Below are 20,308 nucleotides of genomic sequence, written 5' to 3'. Positions count from 1 at the left end.
GCCGATCATGAGTGACACTATTTGAAGGCATAATGACAGCCGCCCTCACTAAAGAGGGCGGTGCCATATCGAGCATTGGATGGGGGAGAACGGTTTACGAGGCAACGCGGAAGGGATTGCGTGGGTCGTTGTCCCAAGCGAGGAACGGTTTGCCGGTCTCTTGCGGCACCATGGTGATGCAGTTCTCTACCGGGCAGGTGATCTGGCAGAGGTTACAGCCAACGCACTCCTCTTCAATGACCTCATAGCGGCGGGCGCCGTCCTGCTCGGTAAGCTTGGCAATCGACTGGTGGGAGGTATCTTCGCAGGCGATATAGCAGCGGCCACACTCAATACACAAATCCTGATCGATGTGGGCGATGGTCTTGAAGTTGATGTCCAGATGCTTCCAGTCGGTGGTGTGTGGCACCGCCTTGCGGGAAAACGCCTCGATGGAGTCGTAGCCTTTTTCCGCCATCCAGCGGGAGAGGCCGTCTTTCATCTCCTCTACAATCCTAAAACCGTTGAGCATGGCAGCGGTGCACACCTGCACGCTGCCTGCGCCCAGGGCGATAAATTCCGCCGCATCCCGCCAGGTGGAAATCCCGCCGATGCCTGAAATAGGTAGCGTAGGTGTGGCTGGGTCACGGGCAATTTCTGCCACCATGTTCAGGGCGATGGGTTTGACGGCGCTGCCGCAGTAGCCGCCGTGGGTGCTCTGATGGCCTACGGTGGGTTTGGCGACCATGTTGTCCAGGTCGATACTGGTGATTGAGTTGATGGTGTTGATTAGCGAGACCGCATCCGCGCCGCCACGTAGCGCCGCCTGGGCACCCACGCGAATATCGGTAATGTTGGGGGTGAGTTTGACGATCACCGGCTTGGAGTAGTGCTTCTTACACCAGTAGGTGACTTTCTCGATCAGGTCGGGGTTTTGGCCCACCGCCGCGCCCATGCCGCGTTCCGGCATGCCGTGAGGGCAGCCCAGGTTGAGCTCAATGCCATCTGCACCGGTGGCTTCTACCAGTGGCAAAATATATGCCCAGGCTTCCTCGTTGCAAGGCACCATGATGGAGACGATTAGTGCACGGTCGGGCCAATCCTTCTTCACCTGGGTGATCTCTTTAAGGTTGATCTCCAGCGAGCGGTCGGTAATCAGCTCGATATTGTTAAAGCCGATGACTTCGCGGTTCTTGCCGTAGTGGGCGGAGTAGCGGGAGGAGACGTTGACCGCCGCAGGCTCTTCGCCGAGGGTTTTCCACACTACGCCGCCCCAGCCCGCTTCATAGGCGCGCACGACGTTGTAGGCTTTGTCGGTGGGCGGGGCAGAGGCCAGCCAGAACGGGTTCGGAGCTTTGATACCGGCAAAATTCACCGACAGATCAACGCCATTGACGACGCTGTCGCCACTGTTTTTTTTGCCTGGAAAAGAGAGCGTGTTGAAAGGCGTCGTGTTCATGCGGCCTCCTGCTGGGCGGCGAGCGCTTGATGAATGGCGTGGGCCGCCAGTTTGCCGTGCTGCACGGCTTGTACGGTGAGATCCTGGCCGGATTTCAAACAGTCGCCCCCGGCGTAAACGTTGGGCAGAGAGGTTTGGAGCATCTCATTGACGTGAATGCGCTCGCCGTCGCGGGCAAGCTCCGCGGCAGTGGCGTCGTGTAGGCTTTCGCCAGCGAAGCCTTGGCCGATGGCGGTGAAAACGGCATCCGCCGGAATCTCAAAGGATTCGCCGGTGGGTGTTAATCGCCCCTCTTGATCGCGGGTGTTAGCAAAGCGCATGCCTGCCACCTGCCCTTGCTCATTCAGCAGAATCTCGTCCGGCTGCGCCCAGGTGATCATGCGCACGCCGTTGGCCTTGGCGATCTCCTGTTCGTGGTCGGTGGCGGACATCGCCTCAACGCCACGGCGATACACCAGCGTGACCTCGGCAGCGCCCAGTCGCGCCATTTGCGTGGCCATATCGATCGCGGTATTGCCTGCGCCAATCACGATGCAGCGCTTGGCCAGGGCCAGGCTGCCCAGATCATCGGTCTGGCGCAGGGTTTTGATGTAGTCCACCGCAGGCATCAGGCCCGGTGCATCCTCGCCGGTTAGCCCCAGCGTACGGCTGGCCCCCAGCCCCAAACCCAGGAATACGCTGTCGTACTGCTGGCGCAGGATGTCGAGAGTAAGGTTGTCGCCCAGGCGCTGGCCGTACTGAAGGTCGATGCCGCCGACTTCCAGTAAGAACTCGACTTCTTTACGGGCAAAGTCATCGGTCATTTTGTAGCGGGCGATACCGTACTCGTTAAGCCCGCCGGGCTTTTGTTCGGCCTCAAAAATCGTCACCTGATGGCCCAGCATTGCCAAGCGATGCGCGCAGGAGAGTCCCGCAGGCCCGGCACCCACCACGGCGATGTGTCGGCCAGTGCTGGCGGCGCGCTTAAAGGGGTGGCTCTCAAACTGCATATGATCGGTGGCGTGGCGCTGGAGCAGGCCAATCAGCACCGGCTGGCATTCCGCGTCGTGGTTACGCACGCAGCTACGCTCGCAGAGAATTTCGGTGGGGCATACGCGGGCACAGCTGCCGCCAAGGATATTGGCTTCCAGAATGGTTTCCGCTGCGCCATTAATGTTGTTTTCACTGATTTGGCGGATGAAGCTCGGTATATCAATATCCGACGGGCAAGCCTCGACGCAGGGCGCGTCGAAGCAGTAGAGGCAGCGCTGGCTTTCAATGATGGCTTGGCGTGGCGTCAGCGGCGGGTGAAGGTCGCTGAAATTATGCGCCAACGTCGCTGGGTCATAGGTGTCGACCTCTTTTGCGCTGGGCAGATGATCAAGTGAATGGGTCACGGTCGTTTCTCCATTGCTCTGTTCTTCGTAGGGGCCGGGATTAGCGAGTTACCGCCACGGGTGCATTCAGCTCGGCGCGTTTTGCGAGCAGCTCGAACACGCCGGGGTAGGCGGGGCGTTCTAAGTAGCGCCCTGCGCCGCGTTCGGCATGTAGCTCGCCATCACGCCATGTCCACTTGCCCTGGCTAATGGTGTGACGAGCAATGCCGAGCACCGTTTTGCCCTCGAAGATGTTGAAGTCGACGTTCTGATGGTGAGTTTTCGCGGAGATCGTGCGCGTACCGTTCGGGTCCCACACCACGATGTCAGCATCGGAGCCCACTTGGATCGCCCCCTTGCGCGGATAGAGGTTGAAGATTTTGGCGGTGTTGGTGGAGGTGACCGCGACAAACTCTTGGGGCGATAGCTTGCCGGTATTCACGCCTTCGTCCCACAGCACGGCCAAGCGGTCTTCCACGCCTGCGGTGCCGTTGGGGATCTTGGTGAAGTCATCTTTACCAGCAGCCTTTTGCTCTTCGCAGAAGCAGCAGTGGTCGGTGGCGGTGGTTTGCAGGTTGCCGGATTGAAGGCCGTGCCACAGCGCTTCCTGATGGCCTTTAGGGCGGAAGGGCGGGCTCATGACGTGGGCGGCGGCAGTTGCCCAGTCCGGGTTTTGATAAACGCTGTCGTCGATTACCAGTTGGCCCGCTAAGCACTCGCCAAATACCGGGTGGCCCTGCTGGCGGGCGTAGGCGATTTCGTCCACCGCGTCCTTGGTGGAAACGTGCACCAAATAAACCGGTGCACCGAGGGTGCTGGCAATACGAATCGCCCGGCTGGCGGCTTCGCCTTCCACCTGAGGCGGTCGGGAAAGCGGATGCGCTTCTGGCCCGGTCATCCCCTGGGCGAGCAGCTTTTGCTGCATGTGGTAGACCAGCTCGCCGTTTTCCGCGTGTACCGTGGGGATCGCCCCAAGCTCTAAACACCGCGAGAAACTCTCCACCAGGATATCGTCGGTGGCCATGATCGCGCCCTTGTAGGCCATAAAGTGCTTGAAGCTGTTAACGCCGTGCTCCCGCACCAGCGTCCCCATCTCTTCTTTGACGCTCTCGTCCCACCAAGTAATCGCCACGTGGAAGGCGAAATCGGTGGCGGCTTTTTCTGCCCAGCCTTGCCAGGTGTTAAACGCTTCCAGCAACGACTGGCCGGGGCTCGGTATCACAAAGTCGATAATGGTCGTGGTACCCCCTGCCATGGCCGCGGCGGTGCCGGTGTAGAAATCTTCGCTGGCCACCGCGCCCATAAACGGCATCTGCATATGGGTGTGGGGGTCGATACCGCCGGGCATCACCAATTGGTGGCTGGCATCGACAATCTCGCAGCCTTCCGGCACGTCTAAATCGGTGCCAATGGCGTGGATTTTTCCATCGACGCAGAGCACGTCAGCGTGGTAGGTGTCGGCGTGGGTGACGACGGTGCCGCCCTTGATCAATAAACTCATGGTTCACTCCTGGGATAATTGACTGAGGGGCTTATTCGCCGTCGGTTAAGCGGGTGTAGGTTTCCGGGCGGCGGTCACGGAAGAACTGCCAGTTGTTGCGCACCTCGCGCACCATGTCTAAGTCGATCTCGTGTACCAGCAGCTCGTCTTCGGTTTCGCTGGCCTGGGCTTCGATCTTGCCGCGTGGGTTGACGATGTAGCTGGAGCCGTAAAAGTCGCCGATATTCCAAGGCGCTTCGCTGCCTACGCGGTTGATGGCAGCGATGAAGCAGCCGTTAGCGGCAGCCGAGGCGGGTTGTTCAAGCTCCCATAAATATTGAGATAGCCCGGCCACAGTCGCGGAGGGGTTAAAGATGACTTCGGCACCGTTAAGGGCCAGTGCTCGCCAGCCTTCAGGGAAGTGGCGGTCGTAGCAGATGTACACGCCGATCTTGCCGTAGGCGGTATCGAACACCGGCCAGTTGGATTGGCCCGGCTTAAAGAAGAATTTTTCCCAAAAGCCAGCCACTTGGGGAATGTGTGTTTTGTGGTATTTGCCCAGATAGCTACCGTCAGCGTCGAATACCGCTGCCGTGTTGTAGTAAACGCCGGTCTCAGTCTCTTCATAGATAGGGACGATGATCACCATGCGGTGTTCGGCGGCGAGCTTCTGCATCATCTGGCAGGTGGGGCCTTCCGGCACCCGCTCGGCAGCGGCGTACCATTTGCTGTCCTGGCTGGGGCAAAAGTAGGGTTGATTAAACACTTCCTGGAAGCACAGCACCTGCACGCCTTGTTCAGCGGCTTGTTTTATCAGCGGCAGATGCGCTTCGTTCATCGCGTCTCGAATAGCGGCGGGTTCCAGGTCGGTACTGGTTTTTAGGCCCATTTGAATCAGGCCGATTTTCATCTTTTGCATACAAAGCCCTCTCGTGTCATACGCGCTCACCGCATTGGCTAGCGCATCACGGCAAGTTAAAAACACTAATCGCTAATATTTATGAGTGTGATGACGGTCACTTGGCGTGTGGTGACACCGGCATAAAGCCGAGTGTTTATTGTTTTTTTAAAAGTTGTCATATTTGACAGCTTTTTGAACATAGACCTTTGTGTGGTCACTTTTCAAGATTTTTTTATCTAATGATGAGTGTGCTTTCAAGTTATTGATTTTATATGTTTTTGTTTTTTGTTAAGCCTGTTTTTCCTGATTTGGTGAATGCATGCACATGTTTGGTGATTTTTTTATACTTTTAAAAATCAATGGTTTGATATTTTTTTATAGGGTTTTAAACGATTTTTTTGTATCTTTTTGGTGCGTTATTTTTTTAACCAACTAAGGTTTTTAGTGGTCTTACGTCGCATTCAAAAAAACACAACAACAAGTGAGAGTGCGGTGACTGCCTATCTGTCGATTAAGTCAGCTTTTTGCTCAATAAGTTAACTGTCATGCGGTGTGTTTAGGCATGTTTATTGCTGCAACAAAAGCTGAAGCCGTGAATGCGGTCGGCAATGTCGCTGCTGAGGAGAATAAAATGACAGGCTCAAGAACCCAGATGGTAGACAGAGAGGGGCTGATTGAACTCCACGTTGAGGACGATGTTCGTTCGAGTCCTCGTTTCAATGAAGATATTGCGCCTACTCAGGCAAGTGAGCGCACGTGGAGCAAGTGGAACATTGCAGCGCTGTGGGTAGGAATGTCGATTTGTGTACCCACCTATACGCTGGGCGGGGTGTTAACCGCTTATTTTGGCTTAAGCGTGGGGGAGGCGCTCTTTGCCATCTTGCTAGCCAACGTGATCGTACTGATTCCACTGACGCTGAATGCTTTTCCCGGTACTAAGTTCGGTATTCCTTTTCCGGTGGTATTGCGCTCATCCTTCGGTATTTTGGGCTCGAATGTGCCGTGCCTAGTACGTGCGCTGGTGGGCTGCGGCTGGTTCGGTATTCAAACCATGTTTGGCGGCTTGGCCATTCACCTGCTGTTGTCGGAGCTGATTCCCGCCTGGGCAGCCCTAGGGGGCGTGGGGGAAGTGATTGGCTTTTTTGTTTTCGGCGCTATGAACCTCTATGTAGTGATCCGGGGCGCGGAGTCGATTAAGTGGCTGGAGACGCTGGCGGCTCCTTTGCTCTTAGCCGTGGGTATTGGGCTTATGATGTGGGCATGGCCGAATATGTCGATGACCGAGCTATTGGCACAGCCGCCGTCGCGCCCTGAAGGGGCCTCGGTGTACGGCTATTTTTTTGCAGGTTTAACGGCCATGGTGGGATTTTGGGCCACGCTATCTCTGAACATTCCCGATTTTAGCCGCTTTGCCAAAAGCCAAAAAGATCAAATTGTAGGGCAAATTATTGGCCTGCCGCTCACGATGTTTTTCTTTGCTGCGTTGGGGGTGGTGCTTACCGCTGCGTCGGAAAATCTCGTAGGGCAAACGGTTGCCGACCCCGTACGTTTGATTGGCTACATCGATAGCCCCTTCTGGGTCATCATGGCCATGCTGCTGATTATCATCGCGACTATTTCCACCAACACTGCTTCCAATATCGTGTCGCCAACGAATGACTTCCAAAATATTGCGCCGAAGTTGATTAACCAAACGCGTGGCGTGCTCATGACCGGTGCGGTCGGTGTGCTGCTGATGGGTTATGACTTGTTGCAAAAAGCCGGCGTCATCGCCCCCGGCGTTTCCCTTGAACAAATGTACTCCAACTGGCTATTAGGCTACTCCAGCCTGTTGGGTCCTATCGCTGGCATTATGGCGGTGGATTACTTCCTGATTAAAAAGCAGCGTTTGGATGTGCCGAGCCTGTATATGGACCACCATGCTTATCCCGCCGTCAATATGGCCGGTTTTATCGCCTTTGGGGTTCCGGTTGCGTTAACGCTGCTTTCGCTGCTAACCGGCACCATGAACTGGTTTTATGACTACGGCTGGTTTACGGGCTCCGCGTTGGGAGCAGTCGTCTATTACCTCGCCAGCCAAGCGCTCGCGACGTCGCCCCAGGCAGGGCCTGTGCCTCTGGCGGCAAGTGAGATCGTTAAGTAGGCCGTCATCCTATTAACGGCTGACCCACACCGTAACGCCCGGCGCTCCGCCGGGCGTTACGCTTTATGGCTCGCGCTGTTTAATAAACCCCAAAAATGCATCCACCACGCGATTCGGTCGACGGTCGTGGCGGGTGACTAATACAAAGGGAATACGGTAGTGCTGAGCGGCCGCGTGCAGGGCGCGCATCTTGCCTGCTGCCACCCACTGCTCGGCAACATGCTCGGGTAGAAAACCGATAAATCTGCCGGTGAGGATGAGAAACGCCGCGCCCTCTCGGTCGGACGCAGAGGCCTGTAGGCTGAGTGCTTCGTGGGCCTGGCGTGCGGTGTCTGGAAGCGGGTAGCGCGGCCGAATGGCCGGGTGGCTTGCGATTTGGGGCAGGCTCAACGCTTCATCAGGCAGGCTGAACAGCGGATGTTCGGCGGAGCAGTATAAGTAAGAGGGTTCGTCGTACAACAGCCGCGTTTCGAGACTGGTCGGCAGGTTCACTGCGGGCACCACGCCCACATGCAGGTGGCCATCCATCACGCCGCGAATCACCGCGTCCGATGGCTCCATATGAATATGGACCGTTACCTCGTGATGAGGGGCGGTGAGTGCTGCCAGCGCATGGGTCACATCCATGGCGGGTAGCGTGACGAGGTTATCGGTAATACCGATATTCAATTCGCCTTTGATGGTGTGATGCAGCGCGTTGACATCGCTTTTAAACGTCTCGAGCGCCGTAAGCAGCGTAAGCCCCGCCTGGTAAATCTCTTTGCCTTCTTCTGTCAGGCTAAAACCACCACGCCCTCGCTGACATAATGAGAAGCCGAGCCTGCTCTCCAGGTCGCTCATGTGTTGGCTAATGGCTGAGCGGCTAATGCCGAGCGTGGTCTCCGCTGCGGTAAAACCACCGCACTCCACCACCGTTTTAAAAATACGCACTAAGCGTATTTCGTAGTCGCTCATTTGGCCTAACGATGCCATAACTGCCTCTTCTTGATAAAAAGGGCGCTTATTGCGGTATCAAATTTGCTAAAAATTGATATACATCAAAAAAGCGACGCGCCACTATTTAGTAATGCCATCTTGAAGTCGCGGTGGTGTATCTTTCGCTGTTCTTTTTTATACTGTATCAGGTGCGCCTGCGGGATGCCTGAATAAGGTCTATGTGTAATGTTTCCTTCTCGCAGTGACTCAACGGCCCGCGATGTGCCCGTGTTACCCAGGTATCGACGTTTGCAGCGTCGCGCCATAGCCCTCTTCCTGGTAGCGCTGTGCGTGATGGTGTCGCTGTTCGGCTGGCTGCTGACCGGCCAGTACCAGCAGGAGATCCGTGCAGCAGAAGCGCGGGCAACGGCTCGCTCCAATGTGATGACCGAATGGGCGAAAGGGATCTTTGGCCAGAGCGGTCAAGCGCTCTTTACCTTGGCTCAGCATGTCGAGACCCGAGGGTTCGAGAGTGCTGAAGGGATGGCCGATATCCAGCGCTCCGTCGAAGCCTTGACCCGCTACATGCCGCTGATTAACGAGCTGGGCATTCTCAACGCTCAGGGGCGTGTTTGGATCAGCAGCAGTGATAATCGCCATGCCGGTATCGATATCAGCCATACTGCCTTTTTTCGCTCGTTTCAGCAGGGGGAGCAGCGCGAACTCGTGACCCCGCTCTACTGGTCGGAGGAGGACGCGCAGTTTTATCTTTATCACGCCCGCCGGATCAGCGGTGAGAACGACCGCTTCGAAGGCATTGTGGTCGCGCGCTTGGTACCGCAAACCCTTATGGACGCCCTCCAGCAAATGCGCGTTTACGATGGCGAAAGCATGAGCTTGGTAGATGGCACCTTGAAACTGATTGCCCGTCATCCGGCGCCTGCGAAGCCCGCCGTGGTGGGAACGCAGATAAACGATCCGGCCACTCAGCAGTGGCTGACCACCCAGCAAGCCTCCCAAACCTTTACCGCCCGCTCGCCGCTGGACGGGCGCGAGCGCCTGTTCCATATGCAGCGGGTGGGCCGTTATCCCGTGCTAGTGGTGGTCGGGGTCGATGTGCAGCGCCAGCTGGCCGGATGGCGTCAGCGTGGCCTGGTATTGACGGTGGTAATGGCCGTCATGGTGCTACTGGGCGCTTGGGGTGGGCGCCACTACTTGAACCGGCTGGGGCTGTCGTATCGGCTGCAATCCCGAGAAGCGCGTCTGGACGCGTTGATTAACTCGCTGCAGGATTTGATTTTCGTCTTTGATGGCAAGGGGCGGTTTCGCTTTATCCATGCCATCGAGAAAGACAAACTGCTGTTGGGAAGCCAGCAAGCGCTGGGTCGTCACTACCAAGAAGTGCTGCCTGCCGCATTGGCCGCGACGTTCGACACCGTGTTTCATCAAGTCCAGCGCTCGGGCCAAGTGGCGACGTTCGAGTACCCGCTGATGCTCGGCCAACAGCAGCGCTATTTTCACGCGACGGTGAGCCCGTTAGCTAGCAATACTCATCACGTTGAAGGAGTCCTATCCGTGACCCGCGATATTACCGAGGCGAAGCAAGCCGAAGTCGAGCTGCAAATTGCTGCTGCTGCCTTTCAGGCGCACTTGGGCATTATGGTGACCGACGCGCGGGGTAATATTTTGAAAGTGAACGATACCTTCAAGCGCATTACCGGTTACAGCGATGAGGAAGTGGTGGGTAAAAACCCGCGCATGTTTAGTTCGGGCCATCACAACGCCGCGTTTTATCGTCGGTTATGGCGTAGCGTATTGGCCACGGGGAACTGGGAAGGGGAGATCTGGAATCAGCGCAAGAACGGCGAGCTGTTTCCCGAGTGGCTGACCATCAGCGCGGTGTACGGTGCGACGGGTGAACTGACCCACTATGTGGCCACCATGAGCGATATCAGCGAGCGTAAGGCCGCCGAGCAGGAGATTCACCAGCTCGCGTTCTACGACCCGCTCACCGGTTTTGCCAACCGGCGGCTGTTCATGGACCGTGTGGGCACGGCGCTCAAAGAGCTGAATCGCCACCAACGCTGCGGTGCGCTCCTGCTGATCGATATCGATAACTTCAACCATGTGAACGATACTCTGGGACACCATGCGGGCGACCAGCTGCTGCAGTGTGTGGCGCGTCGATTCGGCCAGATGCTACGCGACACCGATACCCTGGCCCGGCTGGGCAGCGATGAGTTTGCCGTGTTGATCGAAGGTGTGGATGGCAGCCCTCGTCAGACTCAAACGCTGGCGGAACACATTGCCCGGAAGCTATTGGCAGCACTGGATGAACCCGTGGCCATTGGCGAAGAGAGCGCCGTGGTGACCGCCAGTGTGGGCATTACCATCGTCTCGGATAGCCAGCGTAGTGCCGATGACTACCTGCAACAGGTGGATATGGCACTTTCTCAGGCCAAGATGAGCGGTCGTCACGCGCTGCGCTTCTTCGATCCCTCCATGCAGGCATCGCTGCTGGCCAAAGTGAAGCTGGAAGCGGAGCTGCGCCAGGCGCTGGAGAACGACCAGTGGCGGCTCCACTATCAGCCTCAGGTAGATCGTCACGGCACGTTGACGGGTGTGGAAGCGCTGCTGCGGTGGCAGCACCCCGAGCGCGGCATGGTCTCTCCGGGTGAGTTTATTCCGCTCCTGGAGAGCACCGGGCTCATCAACGACGTGGGCGAATGGGTATTGGAAGAGGCCTGCCAGCAGCTTGCCCGCTGGGCACCTTCCCCGCTGCTCAGCCAGCTAACGATCTCGGTCAATATCAGCCCGCTGCAGTTTCGTGAAGCGGACTTTCTGGCCCGTCTTGAGCAGGTGTTTCAGCGCACCCAAGCGCCGCTGGCCCAGCTCAAGCTCGAAGTCACCGAGTCGCTGTTCGTGGAAGCCCGCGACGATGCTCGGGATAAGATGCTCAGCTTGAAAGCGCTGGGCGTGCGCTTCTCATTGGATGACTTCGGCACCGGCTACTCGTCGCTGGCGTACTTGGCGCAGCTGCCGCTGGATCAGCTGAAAATTGACCAGTCCTTCGTGCAGCAGGTGCTCGAGAGCAAGGCCAACGCTGCTATCGTAGAGAGTACCATTGCCCTCGCGAAAAGCTTGAACCTGGATATCATTGCCGAAGGCGTCGAAGCGCCGGCCCAGCAGGCGTGGCTGATGGCCCACGGCTGCCACGCCTTTCAGGGCTATCTGTTTGGCCGTCCGGCCCCGGTCGGCGAGATCGAGGCGATGGTGTCATCGCATTCCCGCTCGTGAACGGGCCAGCTGCGCGTGCAGTGACGCGATAAGTGGCTGATGCTCGATGGCGTCGGGGGTAATGATCTCGAGCCGTGAGTCCTGCCGCCAGGCGCTGCTCGTCACGCTGAGCGCGCCGTCTGCGCGGTTGAGCCGCTTCCAGCCGTCGGTGGTGTGGAACACCCCTTTCACTCGCGCCGTAGCGGGTAGCTCGCCAACACAATGGGCGAGATGGTCGAGGTCGAATCGCTCGGTAGGATGCCAACGCAGGCCCGTACTGGTGTAACCCAAGGCGCTGGCGGTGTGTTGCTCCGGCTCGCCGGGAGGCGGCGGAAAATCAAAAAAAGCGCCTTCCAGACTAGGCGCTGCGGCCAGGGCTCGGTGCGCTTCAGGCATCTCGGGTTGGTCGTGTTGACGCGCTTTGCCGCTGCCCAATAGCAGTGCCACGGGGAGCCCGCCCTGATCGACCGTATGCACCCACTTTGGGGTTGGCCATAGCGCGCCGACAAATTGCTGCGCTCGTTGATGCTGCGCCGTACTTGCCTGGTCGCCCATGGTGATGGCGATGGCATCGGCCATGTGGAGCTGGTCCTGAAACGTGTCGTGCTCGCGCACGCGGGCGTCATCCAATCGGCGTGGGTCGAGCGTGGCGATGATATCCTGCACCGCCACCACGTCTTGAAACGCCTCACCGCGCAATAAATCTAATAACCCCGCCGGATGGCCAAGGCCCGATGGCTCGATAATCACCCGGTCGGGCTTGCTGCGCGCCAATAAATTGACCAGCGCCGCCTGAAGCACGAACGCAAGCTGGCAGCATAAGCAGCCGCCGGGCAGGCCTTTCACCACCACGTCATCGCGGGTATCGAACATGGCCTGATCAATGCCGATCTGGCCAAACTCATTGACCAGAATGGCCCATTTCTCATCCACAGGCTTTTGCTCGATCAGGCTGTGGATAAGCGTGGTTTTGCCGCTACCTAAAAAGCCGGTGACGATGTGAACGGGAACGCGTGAAGCGGCTGCCAACGGTCAACCTCCGGTCATGTTCATAAAGCGCACCACCTGCACGTCGCCATCGGTGGTGAAGTGGTGGCGTTCGGGCTTAAGCGGCAGCGCATTGATAATGGCGGTTTTGAGCGCCTGCATATCGCCAGGATGGCGGCGCAATACGGCGCGCAGGTCCACCGAGTGTTCATTCCCTAGGCAGAGCAGCAGGCGACCTTCCACGGTGACCCGCACGCGGTTGCAGCTATCGCAGAAGTTGTGGCTGTGGGGCGAGATAAAGCCCACCCGACTGTCGCTGTCGGCCATTTTGAAGTAGCGCGACGGCCCTGGTGTGCTCTCCGTCGTGGGCGTCAGCGGGTAGCGTGTTTCGATCAATGCCTGAACGTCGTCGCTGGAGTAGAAGGTCTCTGCTCGGGAGTGGTCGGACACATCGCCCAGGGGCATCTCCTCGATAAAGCTGATATCGAGGCCCTCCTGGCGGGCAAAGGTGACCAAGTCGAGCACTTCGTCTTCGTTACGCCCTTTCAAGATCACCGCGTTCAGCTTGATGCGCTTGAAGCCCGCTTCTTTGGCGGCGTGGATACCGTCGATCACTTTGGCTAAGTCGCCGGTGCGCGTCAGCTGCTTAAAGCGCTCGGGGTCGAGGGAGTCCAGGCTAATGTTGAGCCTACGTAGGCCGCCTTCGTACAGCCGCTTGGCGTGCTTGCGCAGGCTAGCGCCGTTGGTGGTCATGGTGAAGTCGTCCAGCCCCGGCAGTGCGCCGATCTCGTCCACGAGCTGCTCGATGCCTTTACGCACCAGCGGCTCACCGCCGGTCAGGCGGATCTTCTCGACGCCAAGCTCGGTGAAGGCGCGCGCCACCATGGCGAGCTCTTCCAGCGTGAGTACCTGCGCACGGGGGATAAACGTCATCTCCTCGCTCATGCAGTACACGCAGCGGAAGTCGCAGCGGTCCGTTACGGAGATGCGCACGTAGCGTACCCGGCGGCCAAAATCGTCAATCAGTTGTTCGGTCATTGCCAGCTCGTTATCGGTTGAATGCAGACCGCCTCGCCTGGCTGTGCGTCTGCCTGGTCATCGCCAAGTTCGATCAAACAGTTGGCCATCACCATGGAAGTCAAAATACCCGAGCCCTGGGCACCGGTGCTGCGTACATGCAGCACTCCCTGGTCATCGCATGTGTAAATGCCGCGCAGAAAATCAGTGCGATTCAGGCGGCTTTTTAGCGGCGTTTGGGCAATCGCTGTCAGCCGTGTTGGCGCAGCCGGGACCTGGCCTTGCAGCCGTTGCAACAGTGGCACCACAAACTGGCTAAAGGTCACCATGACGGCCACCGGGTTGCCGGGCAGACCCACGAACGGCGTGCGCGACTCGCCCAACTGGCCGCAGGCCATCGGGCGGCCAGGGCGCAGCGCCACCCGCCAAAAGGCCAGCCGCCCGAGAGCTTCCAGCGCGTCGCGAGTGTAATCCGCGTGGCCCACAGACACGCCGCCGCTGGTAATGACTAAGTCACACTGCGCCGCTGCTTCCGCAAGCGCTTGCTCAATAGCGCGCGGGTCGTCGGGTAGAATGCCTAGATCCACTACCTCAACCCCTTGCTCGCTCAGCATGCCCATCAGGGTAAAGCGGTTGGTGTCGTAGATCCCAGCGCTGGGGAGCGGCTCTCCCGGCGGGGTGACTTCGTTGCCGGTAGAAAAAATCGCAACCTTAGGGCGCCGGTATACGTCGACCTCGGCATAGCCCAGGGACGCCACCAGCCCCATGCTGGCTGCATCCAAGCGTGTTCCCGCCGTCAATGCAACGGCCCCTTGGGCAATATCTTCCCCGGCTTGGCGTACGTGCTGCCCAACACTGACCCGCTCTGGCGCATCGATAGTGACGCTGTCGTCACCTTCAATGAGCTGCTCACGCATAATCACCGTATCGGTGCCGCTGGGCAGCGGCGCGCCGGTGGTGATGCGAACGCACTGGCCTAAAGGCACCTCACCCTCAAACGCTTGCCCGGCGAAGGCATCGCCCGCCACGGGCCAGTGGGTTTGAAAGGGCGGCTGCTTTGGCCAGGCCAGGGCAACACCATCCATCGCCGCGTTGGTATTCTGTGGCACGTTAATGGGCGCGGTGATATTGGTCGCCAGTCGGCGTCCGTAGGCGTTGCCGAGGGTGACACGCTCGACCGCAACCGGTGTTTCGACCAGCGTCATCAGCGCATCGCGAGCGGCATCGACGCTGAGCATTTGCTCGCCCAGTTCAAAACACGACAGGCTCATGGCGTCTCCTGGGAAGGCGTTGTCAGTGCCAGCTCCAAGCGGGCTTTCTCCTCTTCGGTATTGAGGTTGGCGAACGCTTCAGGGCAGTCAGACATATCCACCCGGCACCAGGCGTGGCGCGCGTACCAGCGATCGATTTTACGCTCGCCTGCTGCCAGGGTGGCCGCTAAATCGTCAGCCAGCGACGTACGTAGCAGCGCGACGACGGGGTGCAGGCGCTCGCCATCAAACGCCACGGCGATATCGTGCTCGACACCCTCCTGGGTAATACCTGCGACCATGCGCGCCACCAAATCGTGGGGCAGCGCAGGGGAATCGCAGGGTGCGACCAGCAGCCACGGCGTTCGAGCGGCGCGCAGGCCGCTGTAAATACCCATCAGCGGGCCTTTGAAGCCACCTTCGGCATCCTCGATAACGCGGTCGGCAAACAGCGCATACGCATCGCCATTGCGGTTGGCATTGATCACCAGCTCATGCACCTGGCCATCGAAGCGCTTAACGGTATGCGCCACTAGCGGGAGGCCTGCAAAGGGCTCCAGGCCCTTATCTCGCCCGCCCATACGGCGGCCTTCACCGCCCGCGAGAATCATGCCAGTCAGATCGTGCTTGGCGATCATACGCCTGCCTCCTTGGACGAGCGTGCGCTCGGCGGCTTGGGGGGAATCGCGTCCAGTGTTAAGCGGCCAGCGGCGTTAATGGCTTGGAAGCCTTTCCCTTTAGCGCGGGCAATCAGCATTACGCCGAAACGCTCGGCCAGCTCTACGCCTTTTTGGGTGACGCCTGAGCGCGATACCAGCACGCTAATGCCCATTTGCGCGACTTTCAGCACCATTTCCGATGTTAACCGGCCCGTGGTATAGAAAATATCGGCACTGTGGCTGTCGGCTTGGTTGAGCCACTGACGCCCCGCTAGCGTGTCTACGGCGTTGTGGCGGCCTACGTCTTCGACGAAATCCAGCACCTGCGACTGATGACACAGCGCGCAGCCGTGTACCGCGCCCGCGCTGCGGTAGGTCTCGTTGTAGGTGTTCAAATTGGTCAGTAATTCATAAAGTGTTGATTGCGCCAGCGGTGTTTTAGGCAGCGCAGTGAGCGAGGTTTGTTCCAACAGTTTACCAAACACGGTGCCCTGCCCGCAGCCGGTGGTGACCGTACGCGTGCTTAGACGTGCCTCTAGATCCTCGGGCAGGTGGCGAGTCACGATCACCGCTGCTTCTACTTCCCAGTCCACCTGGACGGCGGTCAAATCCTCGGCACTCTTCAATAGCCCCTGATTGCGCAGGTACCCCACCACCAGCGCTTCGGGATCGTCGCCCAGCGTCATCAGAGTGACGATTTCGCGCTTATTGAGGTACACCGTAAGCGCACGCTCGGCGGCAATGGCCTGAGGGCGGGTGTCGCCGTAGGCATCCATGACATCGATGGTGGTCGTGGCCGGTAAGCGGGCTCGGCTTAGCTGAAGGGCGGGCATCCGCAATCCTCACTGATACCAAAACGCGGCGTGGCTGACGCACACACGGCGCACAAGATCATAATAGTTGAGTAAAATAGTCTGAGTTGACGATGATGGCGCTCAAAAGGCTTACTTGTCTACCCATTCAAGGTCTAAGGTGGTGAAACCCATGAGTGATAATCTGCGCGCGCTGAGCGTTACCTTAGTGGCGGAGCCCAAGCAGGTGCGAAGTTTCACGCTGACCCAGTGGCGCATTGCCGAGCTCGTGCCCGGGGATCAAGGGGAGTGCGTACTCCACTTGCAGCTCTACATGACCGAGCGAGCGGCTTACCGTTTCAATCTCACCTCGCCAACGCCACGCCTGTTCGTCCGTGCCGGGTTTACCGGGCAGCCCCCGAAGCCCGATGCCATCACCGCCAGCCAGGATGTGGCGGCGGGCTGGCTGGATGGCGAGCAGCAAGTGCTGGAGGCACCGATGCCGATGGCGATTCAAGTGTGGATAGAGCATTATCTCGCGCGTCATGGCGAAGCGCCGGTGGAAACCCGCAAGAAAAAACGCAAAGGGGCCGGGCGCGGCAAAGAGACCCCGACCAAGGAGCAGCCACAGTGAGCCGTTTAGAGCGCTGGTCGCGTAAAAAGCGCGGCATCGAGCAGAACGATCCCGAGCCGGCGAGCACCGAACCCACGGAAGGTGCCGCGCCGCCGTTGGAAGCACAGGCGCTCGCTGCAGAGGCAGACGACGACGCCACGCCCGCGGTGGAGCAAGCGGCCGACGCGCCACCGCCCCCCGGCAGCCTGGACCACACGCTGCCCGACCCGGACACCCTGCCTGCAGGCAGTGATTTCAGCGCCTTTATGGTGCCCGGAGTGAGCGCCGCTCTTCGACGTCGCGCCCTGCGCAGGCTCTGGGCTACCGGTAACTACAACGTGCGCGACGGTCTGGATGATTACGACGCCGACTACACCCAGCAATTGAAGCCCATGGCAAGCGAGCTGGCGGGCAAGCTGCGGCGCTGGGCCAATAAAGCAGAAGAGACCCTCGATAAGCTGGACGAGGCCGCGCAAAACGACGCAGAACGCGCGAGCTATGACGAGGATGAGAAGGGGGCTGGACAGGGGAGCGCTTGCACAAGTGATGACAGTTTTGTACAAAGTGCCTCACTAGACGACCAGTCTGATTATTCTGATCACGCTCAGGGAGAGCGTCAAAAAGATGGTTAGCCTTTTGAATCAGTAGGTTATGGCAAGCCTGGCGGGCTTGCGTTGACAGCGATACGACCAATGGAAGTGGCATAAATGCTGTTTGCGCCATACGCTGATACCAGAAGCTATGTCGATATAACGCCGAAAGTCATCTGCCAGATGACAAAATCTAAACGCCCATAATAACAAAAACGACCTCTTGACCGTGAGAATGCATGAACCAACGAATCCAACTGGCGTCGATCGACGACCAGCGCAACGCCGCCGCTCGTGAAGCGGTGCGTCGGCGTATCTCATGGCCGGTGAATTTAACGCCTGCCAACGTCACCTACCACAGCCGCGGGCACGTGCTGCTGTTCGGCCGTGCGTCGTCCGTCAGCCAGGCGGCGCGTGCGCTGCAGGGGCGCGGTTTAGCGTCTCTTACGCTGCTCACGACGGATGTGGACGTTGACCTTCCTGCCACCAGCGAGCCGATCACCACGCAAGTGCTGAGCACGCACCAGCAGGCACAGCTCCGTGTTGCAGGGCATTTGGGCGGTTTTCGTGCCACTCTGGCCCAAGACGATGGCGATGCGCTCAATTTGGCGCAAGCATTGATCGAACGCGACGTGTTCGACATCGTGCTGGACCTTACCGACGGCGCATTGACGGTTGCCGCGTGGGAGTTGCCGCCGCCGGGCTACCTGCGCCTCGCGTGGGAGCGCCAGGAAGCCGAGCGTGCCGACGTGCTGGAGAACGTGACCGAGCTGATCGGCGAGTTCGACAAGCCCCGCTATTTCCAGGTCAATACCGATCTTTGTGCCCACTCTTCCAGTGGTAACGTCGGCTGCACCCGCTGCCTCGACGTCTGCCCGGCGGATGCGATTTCTAGCATCCAAGGCCGCATCGAGTCGCGCATCGAGATCGACCCGTTTCTGTGCCAAGGCGTGGGGAGCTGTACCAGCGCCTGCCCGACCGGTGCCATCGAGTTTCGCCTACCGGAAACCCGCCGTCAGCAGGATACGTTAGCCACTTGGCTCGCCGCTTACCGGGACGCCGGTGGCGAGGTGCCGGTGCTGCGCTTCATTACCCATGACTCCCTAGACGCCGAGCGCACTTCAGGCATTACCACGCCCGGCCACATCATCGATGCGCCCCTGGAAGATCTGGGTGCGGCGGGCCACGATCAGTGGCTAACAGCGCTTGCCAGCGGTGCCTCCGAAGTGCGCATTCAGCTTCACGACGACATGCCGAATCGGCTCAGCGCGTTTTTAGAACAGCAGATCGCCCAGGCGCACGCGCTACTCAGCGCACTGGGCCACGACAAGGCGCGTATCAAGCTGCTGTCCGTTGGGGCCGAGAGCGAGCGCGATGCGCTGCCAAGCCTCACCCCGCTCACCGAGTCGCCGTTGAGCTTCAATGAGCCTAACAAGCGCGCCCGCCTGAACGTGGTACTGGCGCGATTGGCCGAGCTGGGGGCGCCCAGCGGTGACCGTCACGCCATGCCACCAGGCGCGGCGTACGGCGGCATCAACGTTGATAGCGCTGCCTGTACGCTCTGCCACGCCTGTGTCAGCAACTGCCCCACGCCAGCGCTGAAATCGGGGGGTAACGCGCCTGCGTTAAGTTTCCTGGAAGCCGATTGCGTACAGTGCGGCCTTTGCGAACAGGCCTGCCCCGAGGATGCCATCACGCTGGCCCCGGGCTTCCTCGCCGCACCGGCCCGTGAAACGCGGCATATTTGCCATGAAGAGGCAGCGTTCGAGTGCATTGGCTGCGGCAAGCCGTTCGCCACGGCCAGCACCGTGGCTACCATCAAAGCCAAGCTGGCCAACCACCCTTACTTTGCCGGGGATGCCATGGCGCGTTTGGAAATGTGCGAAGACTGCCGGGTAAAAGACGTCTGGAAAACCATGGCTCGTGATCCTAACGCGCAACTAAAGGTGTAATGCAATGAGCGATGCAATGCCGACATTGAGCGAAACCGATGCGCTGCGTATGGATATCTACCAGCTGCTCGCCAGTCTGCTGCGCCAAGCGCCGGACAGCGAGCTGCTGACGTGGTTGGCAAGCCTGGACAGCGAGCAAGATGGCAGCCGGATTGCCGAGTGCTGGGCGGCGCTGTCGCTGGCCGCGGGCGAGAGCAGTGTCGATAGTCTCAAGCGAGCGCATTTTCGCCACCTCGTGGGCGTGATTCAGGGCGACGTGGTGCCCTACGCCTCCTGGTACCGCAATGGCGAATTGATGGAAGCCGCGCTGGTCGCGCTGCGCCAAGACCTCCGGGCATTGGGTTTCGAGCGTAGCGAGCATACCCGGGATCCAGAAGACCACCTGGTGGCGATGTGCGAAGTGATGGCCATGCTCATCGCGGCACAAAATGGCGAGCAGTTTACTTTTTTCCAACGGCATCTTGCCCCTTGGGCCAGCCGCTGTTGGGAGGACCTTGCCAAGGTAGACACCGCTTTCTATGCAGCGCTGGGGCAGTTGGGTAGCGCTTTCATGGAGAGCGAACAGGCACGTTTGAGCGATCAAGCGGCCTATCAACCGGTGCGCATAGTGGAGCCTGCTTCCTATGACGCCGGTGCAGCGCGCAAAGCCACACCGTGACGTGACCGTGCGCAGCGGTAAGCGAACAACAGGGCCTACGGGCCACGCATAAAAAAGGGCATGAAAGAGGAGAACCCCATGCACCAGTCACATAACCCTGAGCGCCGCCGGTTTATGAAAACCGTTGGTTTAGGCACCGCCGCTGCGGGCGCAGCCGTTGCGGTAGGCCACGTCACGCTGGCACAGGCGGATGATAAAAGCCCGGTTGAGCGCGACAAGCAGGCGGTGAACTACCGCGAGACCGACCATATTCGTGCTTATTACGCGTCGCTGCGTGACTGAC

General features: G+C 59.1%; 17 protein-coding genes. 7 read left to right on the top strand and 10 right to left on the bottom strand.

Annotated features, from left to right (window positions below; translation table 11 throughout):
- Positions 1-94: 94 nt before the first annotated feature.
- The 4 genes from preA to AB6K10_RS01635 are packed head-to-tail and all read right to left on the bottom strand — an operon-like array spanning position 95 to position 5,192.
- Positions 95-1,438: an NAD-dependent dihydropyrimidine dehydrogenase subunit PreA gene (preA, locus tag AB6K10_RS01650; RefSeq protein WP_285263650.1), complete on the bottom strand. Its 1,344-nt coding sequence runs from the start codon at positions 1,436-1,438 to the stop codon at positions 95-97.
- Positions 1,435-2,814, bottom strand: a complete 1,380-nt coding sequence (locus AB6K10_RS01645) for an NAD(P)-dependent oxidoreductase (RefSeq protein ID WP_285263649.1) — start codon at positions 2,812-2,814, stop codon at positions 1,435-1,437. Before AB6K10_RS01645 ends, preA begins: the two co-directional genes overlap by 4 nt.
- 40 nt (positions 2,815-2,854) lie before the next feature.
- Positions 2,855-4,294 carry a dihydropyrimidinase gene (gene hydA / locus AB6K10_RS01640; RefSeq protein WP_305947715.1) on the bottom strand — a complete coding sequence of 480 codons (1,440 nt, stop codon included), beginning with the start codon at positions 4,292-4,294 and terminating at the stop codon, positions 2,855-2,857.
- Positions 4,295-4,325: 31 nt separating this feature from the next.
- Positions 4,326-5,192 carry a nitrilase-related carbon-nitrogen hydrolase gene (locus AB6K10_RS01635; protein WP_285263647.1) on the bottom strand — a complete coding sequence of 289 codons (867 nt, stop codon included), beginning with the start codon at positions 5,190-5,192 and terminating at the stop codon, positions 4,326-4,328.
- Between the two features lie 613 nt (positions 5,193-5,805).
- On the opposite strand from AB6K10_RS01635, the gene AB6K10_RS01630 reads away from it, so the two are divergent.
- Positions 5,806-7,317 (top strand): NCS1 family nucleobase:cation symporter-1, encoded by a 1,512-nt coding sequence (locus AB6K10_RS01630; protein ID WP_285263646.1) that lies wholly within the window; start codon positions 5,806-5,808, stop codon positions 7,315-7,317.
- A 63-nt stretch (positions 7,318-7,380) separates the two neighbouring features.
- Here the strand turns inward: AB6K10_RS01630 and AB6K10_RS01625 are convergent, their stop codons facing one another.
- Positions 7,381-8,289 (bottom strand): LysR family transcriptional regulator, encoded by a 909-nt coding sequence (locus tag AB6K10_RS01625; protein WP_305947716.1) that lies wholly within the window; start codon positions 8,287-8,289, stop codon positions 7,381-7,383.
- Positions 8,290-8,478: 189 nt separating this feature from the next.
- On the opposite strand from AB6K10_RS01625, the gene AB6K10_RS01620 reads away from it, so the two are divergent.
- The gene (locus AB6K10_RS01620) at positions 8,479-11,529 is read left to right on the top strand and encodes an EAL domain-containing protein (protein ID WP_339117846.1); all 3,051 of its coding nucleotides are present in this window, start codon (positions 8,479-8,481) and stop codon (positions 11,527-11,529) included.
- On the opposite strand, the gene AB6K10_RS01615 is transcribed toward AB6K10_RS01620, so the two are convergent.
- From AB6K10_RS01615 to AB6K10_RS01595, 5 genes are read right to left on the bottom strand one after another with little or no spacing between them, the layout of a single operon-like run.
- Complete coding sequence (locus AB6K10_RS01615) at positions 11,509-12,537, bottom strand: CobW family GTP-binding protein (protein ID WP_339117845.1); 1,029 nt, start codon at positions 12,535-12,537, stop codon at positions 11,509-11,511. The two genes, AB6K10_RS01620 and AB6K10_RS01615, sit on opposite strands and share 21 nt — an antisense overlap.
- A gap of 3 nt (positions 12,538-12,540) precedes the next feature.
- Positions 12,541-13,533: a GTP 3',8-cyclase MoaA gene (gene moaA / locus AB6K10_RS01610; protein WP_339117844.1), complete on the bottom strand. Its 993-nt coding sequence runs from the start codon at positions 13,531-13,533 to the stop codon at positions 12,541-12,543.
- The gene (gene glp / locus AB6K10_RS01605; RefSeq protein ID WP_339117843.1) at positions 13,530-14,783 is read right to left on the bottom strand and encodes a gephyrin-like molybdotransferase Glp; all 1,254 of its coding nucleotides are present in this window, start codon (positions 14,781-14,783) and stop codon (positions 13,530-13,532) included. Before glp ends, moaA begins: the two co-directional genes overlap by 4 nt.
- Positions 14,780-15,400, bottom strand: coding sequence for a molybdenum cofactor guanylyltransferase MobA (mobA, locus tag AB6K10_RS01600; protein WP_339117842.1), 621 nt, complete (start codon positions 15,398-15,400; stop codon positions 14,780-14,782). The genes glp and mobA overlap by 4 nt, the downstream gene beginning before the upstream one ends.
- Positions 15,397-16,254: a formate dehydrogenase accessory sulfurtransferase FdhD gene (locus AB6K10_RS01595; RefSeq protein ID WP_339117841.1), complete on the bottom strand. Its 858-nt coding sequence runs from the start codon at positions 16,252-16,254 to the stop codon at positions 15,397-15,399. The genes mobA and AB6K10_RS01595 overlap by 4 nt, the downstream gene beginning before the upstream one ends.
- Positions 16,255-16,405: 151 nt before the next feature.
- Between AB6K10_RS01595 and AB6K10_RS01590 the strand changes: the two genes are divergently transcribed.
- The 5 genes from AB6K10_RS01590 to AB6K10_RS01570 all read left to right on the top strand — a co-directional run bounded on the left by AB6K10_RS01590 (position 16,406) and on the right by AB6K10_RS01570 (position 20,307).
- Positions 16,406-16,846: a DUF3305 domain-containing protein gene (locus AB6K10_RS01590; protein WP_253018350.1), complete on the top strand. Its 441-nt coding sequence runs from the start codon at positions 16,406-16,408 to the stop codon at positions 16,844-16,846.
- On the top strand, positions 16,843-17,457 hold the full coding sequence (locus AB6K10_RS01585; RefSeq protein ID WP_339117840.1) for a DUF3306 domain-containing protein: 615 nt from the start codon (positions 16,843-16,845) through the stop codon (positions 17,455-17,457). Before AB6K10_RS01590 ends, AB6K10_RS01585 begins: the two co-directional genes overlap by 4 nt.
- A 197-nt stretch (positions 17,458-17,654) precedes the next feature.
- Positions 17,655-19,367 (top strand): 4Fe-4S dicluster domain-containing protein, encoded by a 1,713-nt coding sequence (locus tag AB6K10_RS01580; RefSeq protein WP_339117839.1) that lies wholly within the window; start codon positions 17,655-17,657, stop codon positions 19,365-19,367.
- A gap of 4 nt (positions 19,368-19,371) precedes the next feature.
- Entirely contained in the window at positions 19,372-20,025 is a 654-nt protein-coding gene (locus AB6K10_RS01575) for a molecular chaperone TorD family protein (protein WP_339117838.1), read from the top strand.
- A 78-nt stretch (positions 20,026-20,103) separates the two neighbouring features.
- Positions 20,104-20,307, top strand: a complete 204-nt coding sequence (locus AB6K10_RS01570) for a twin-arginine translocation signal domain-containing protein (RefSeq protein WP_052509959.1) — start codon at positions 20,104-20,106, stop codon at positions 20,305-20,307.
- Position 20,308: the final 1 nt, after the last annotated feature.

Source organism: Halomonas sp. BMC6 (assembly GCF_964204995.1).
Classification (GTDB): Bacteria; Pseudomonadota; Gammaproteobacteria; order Pseudomonadales; family Halomonadaceae; genus Vreelandella.
Note: the sequence above shows the minus strand (reverse complement) of the source record. Positions and strands in the feature narration are given on the sequence as shown.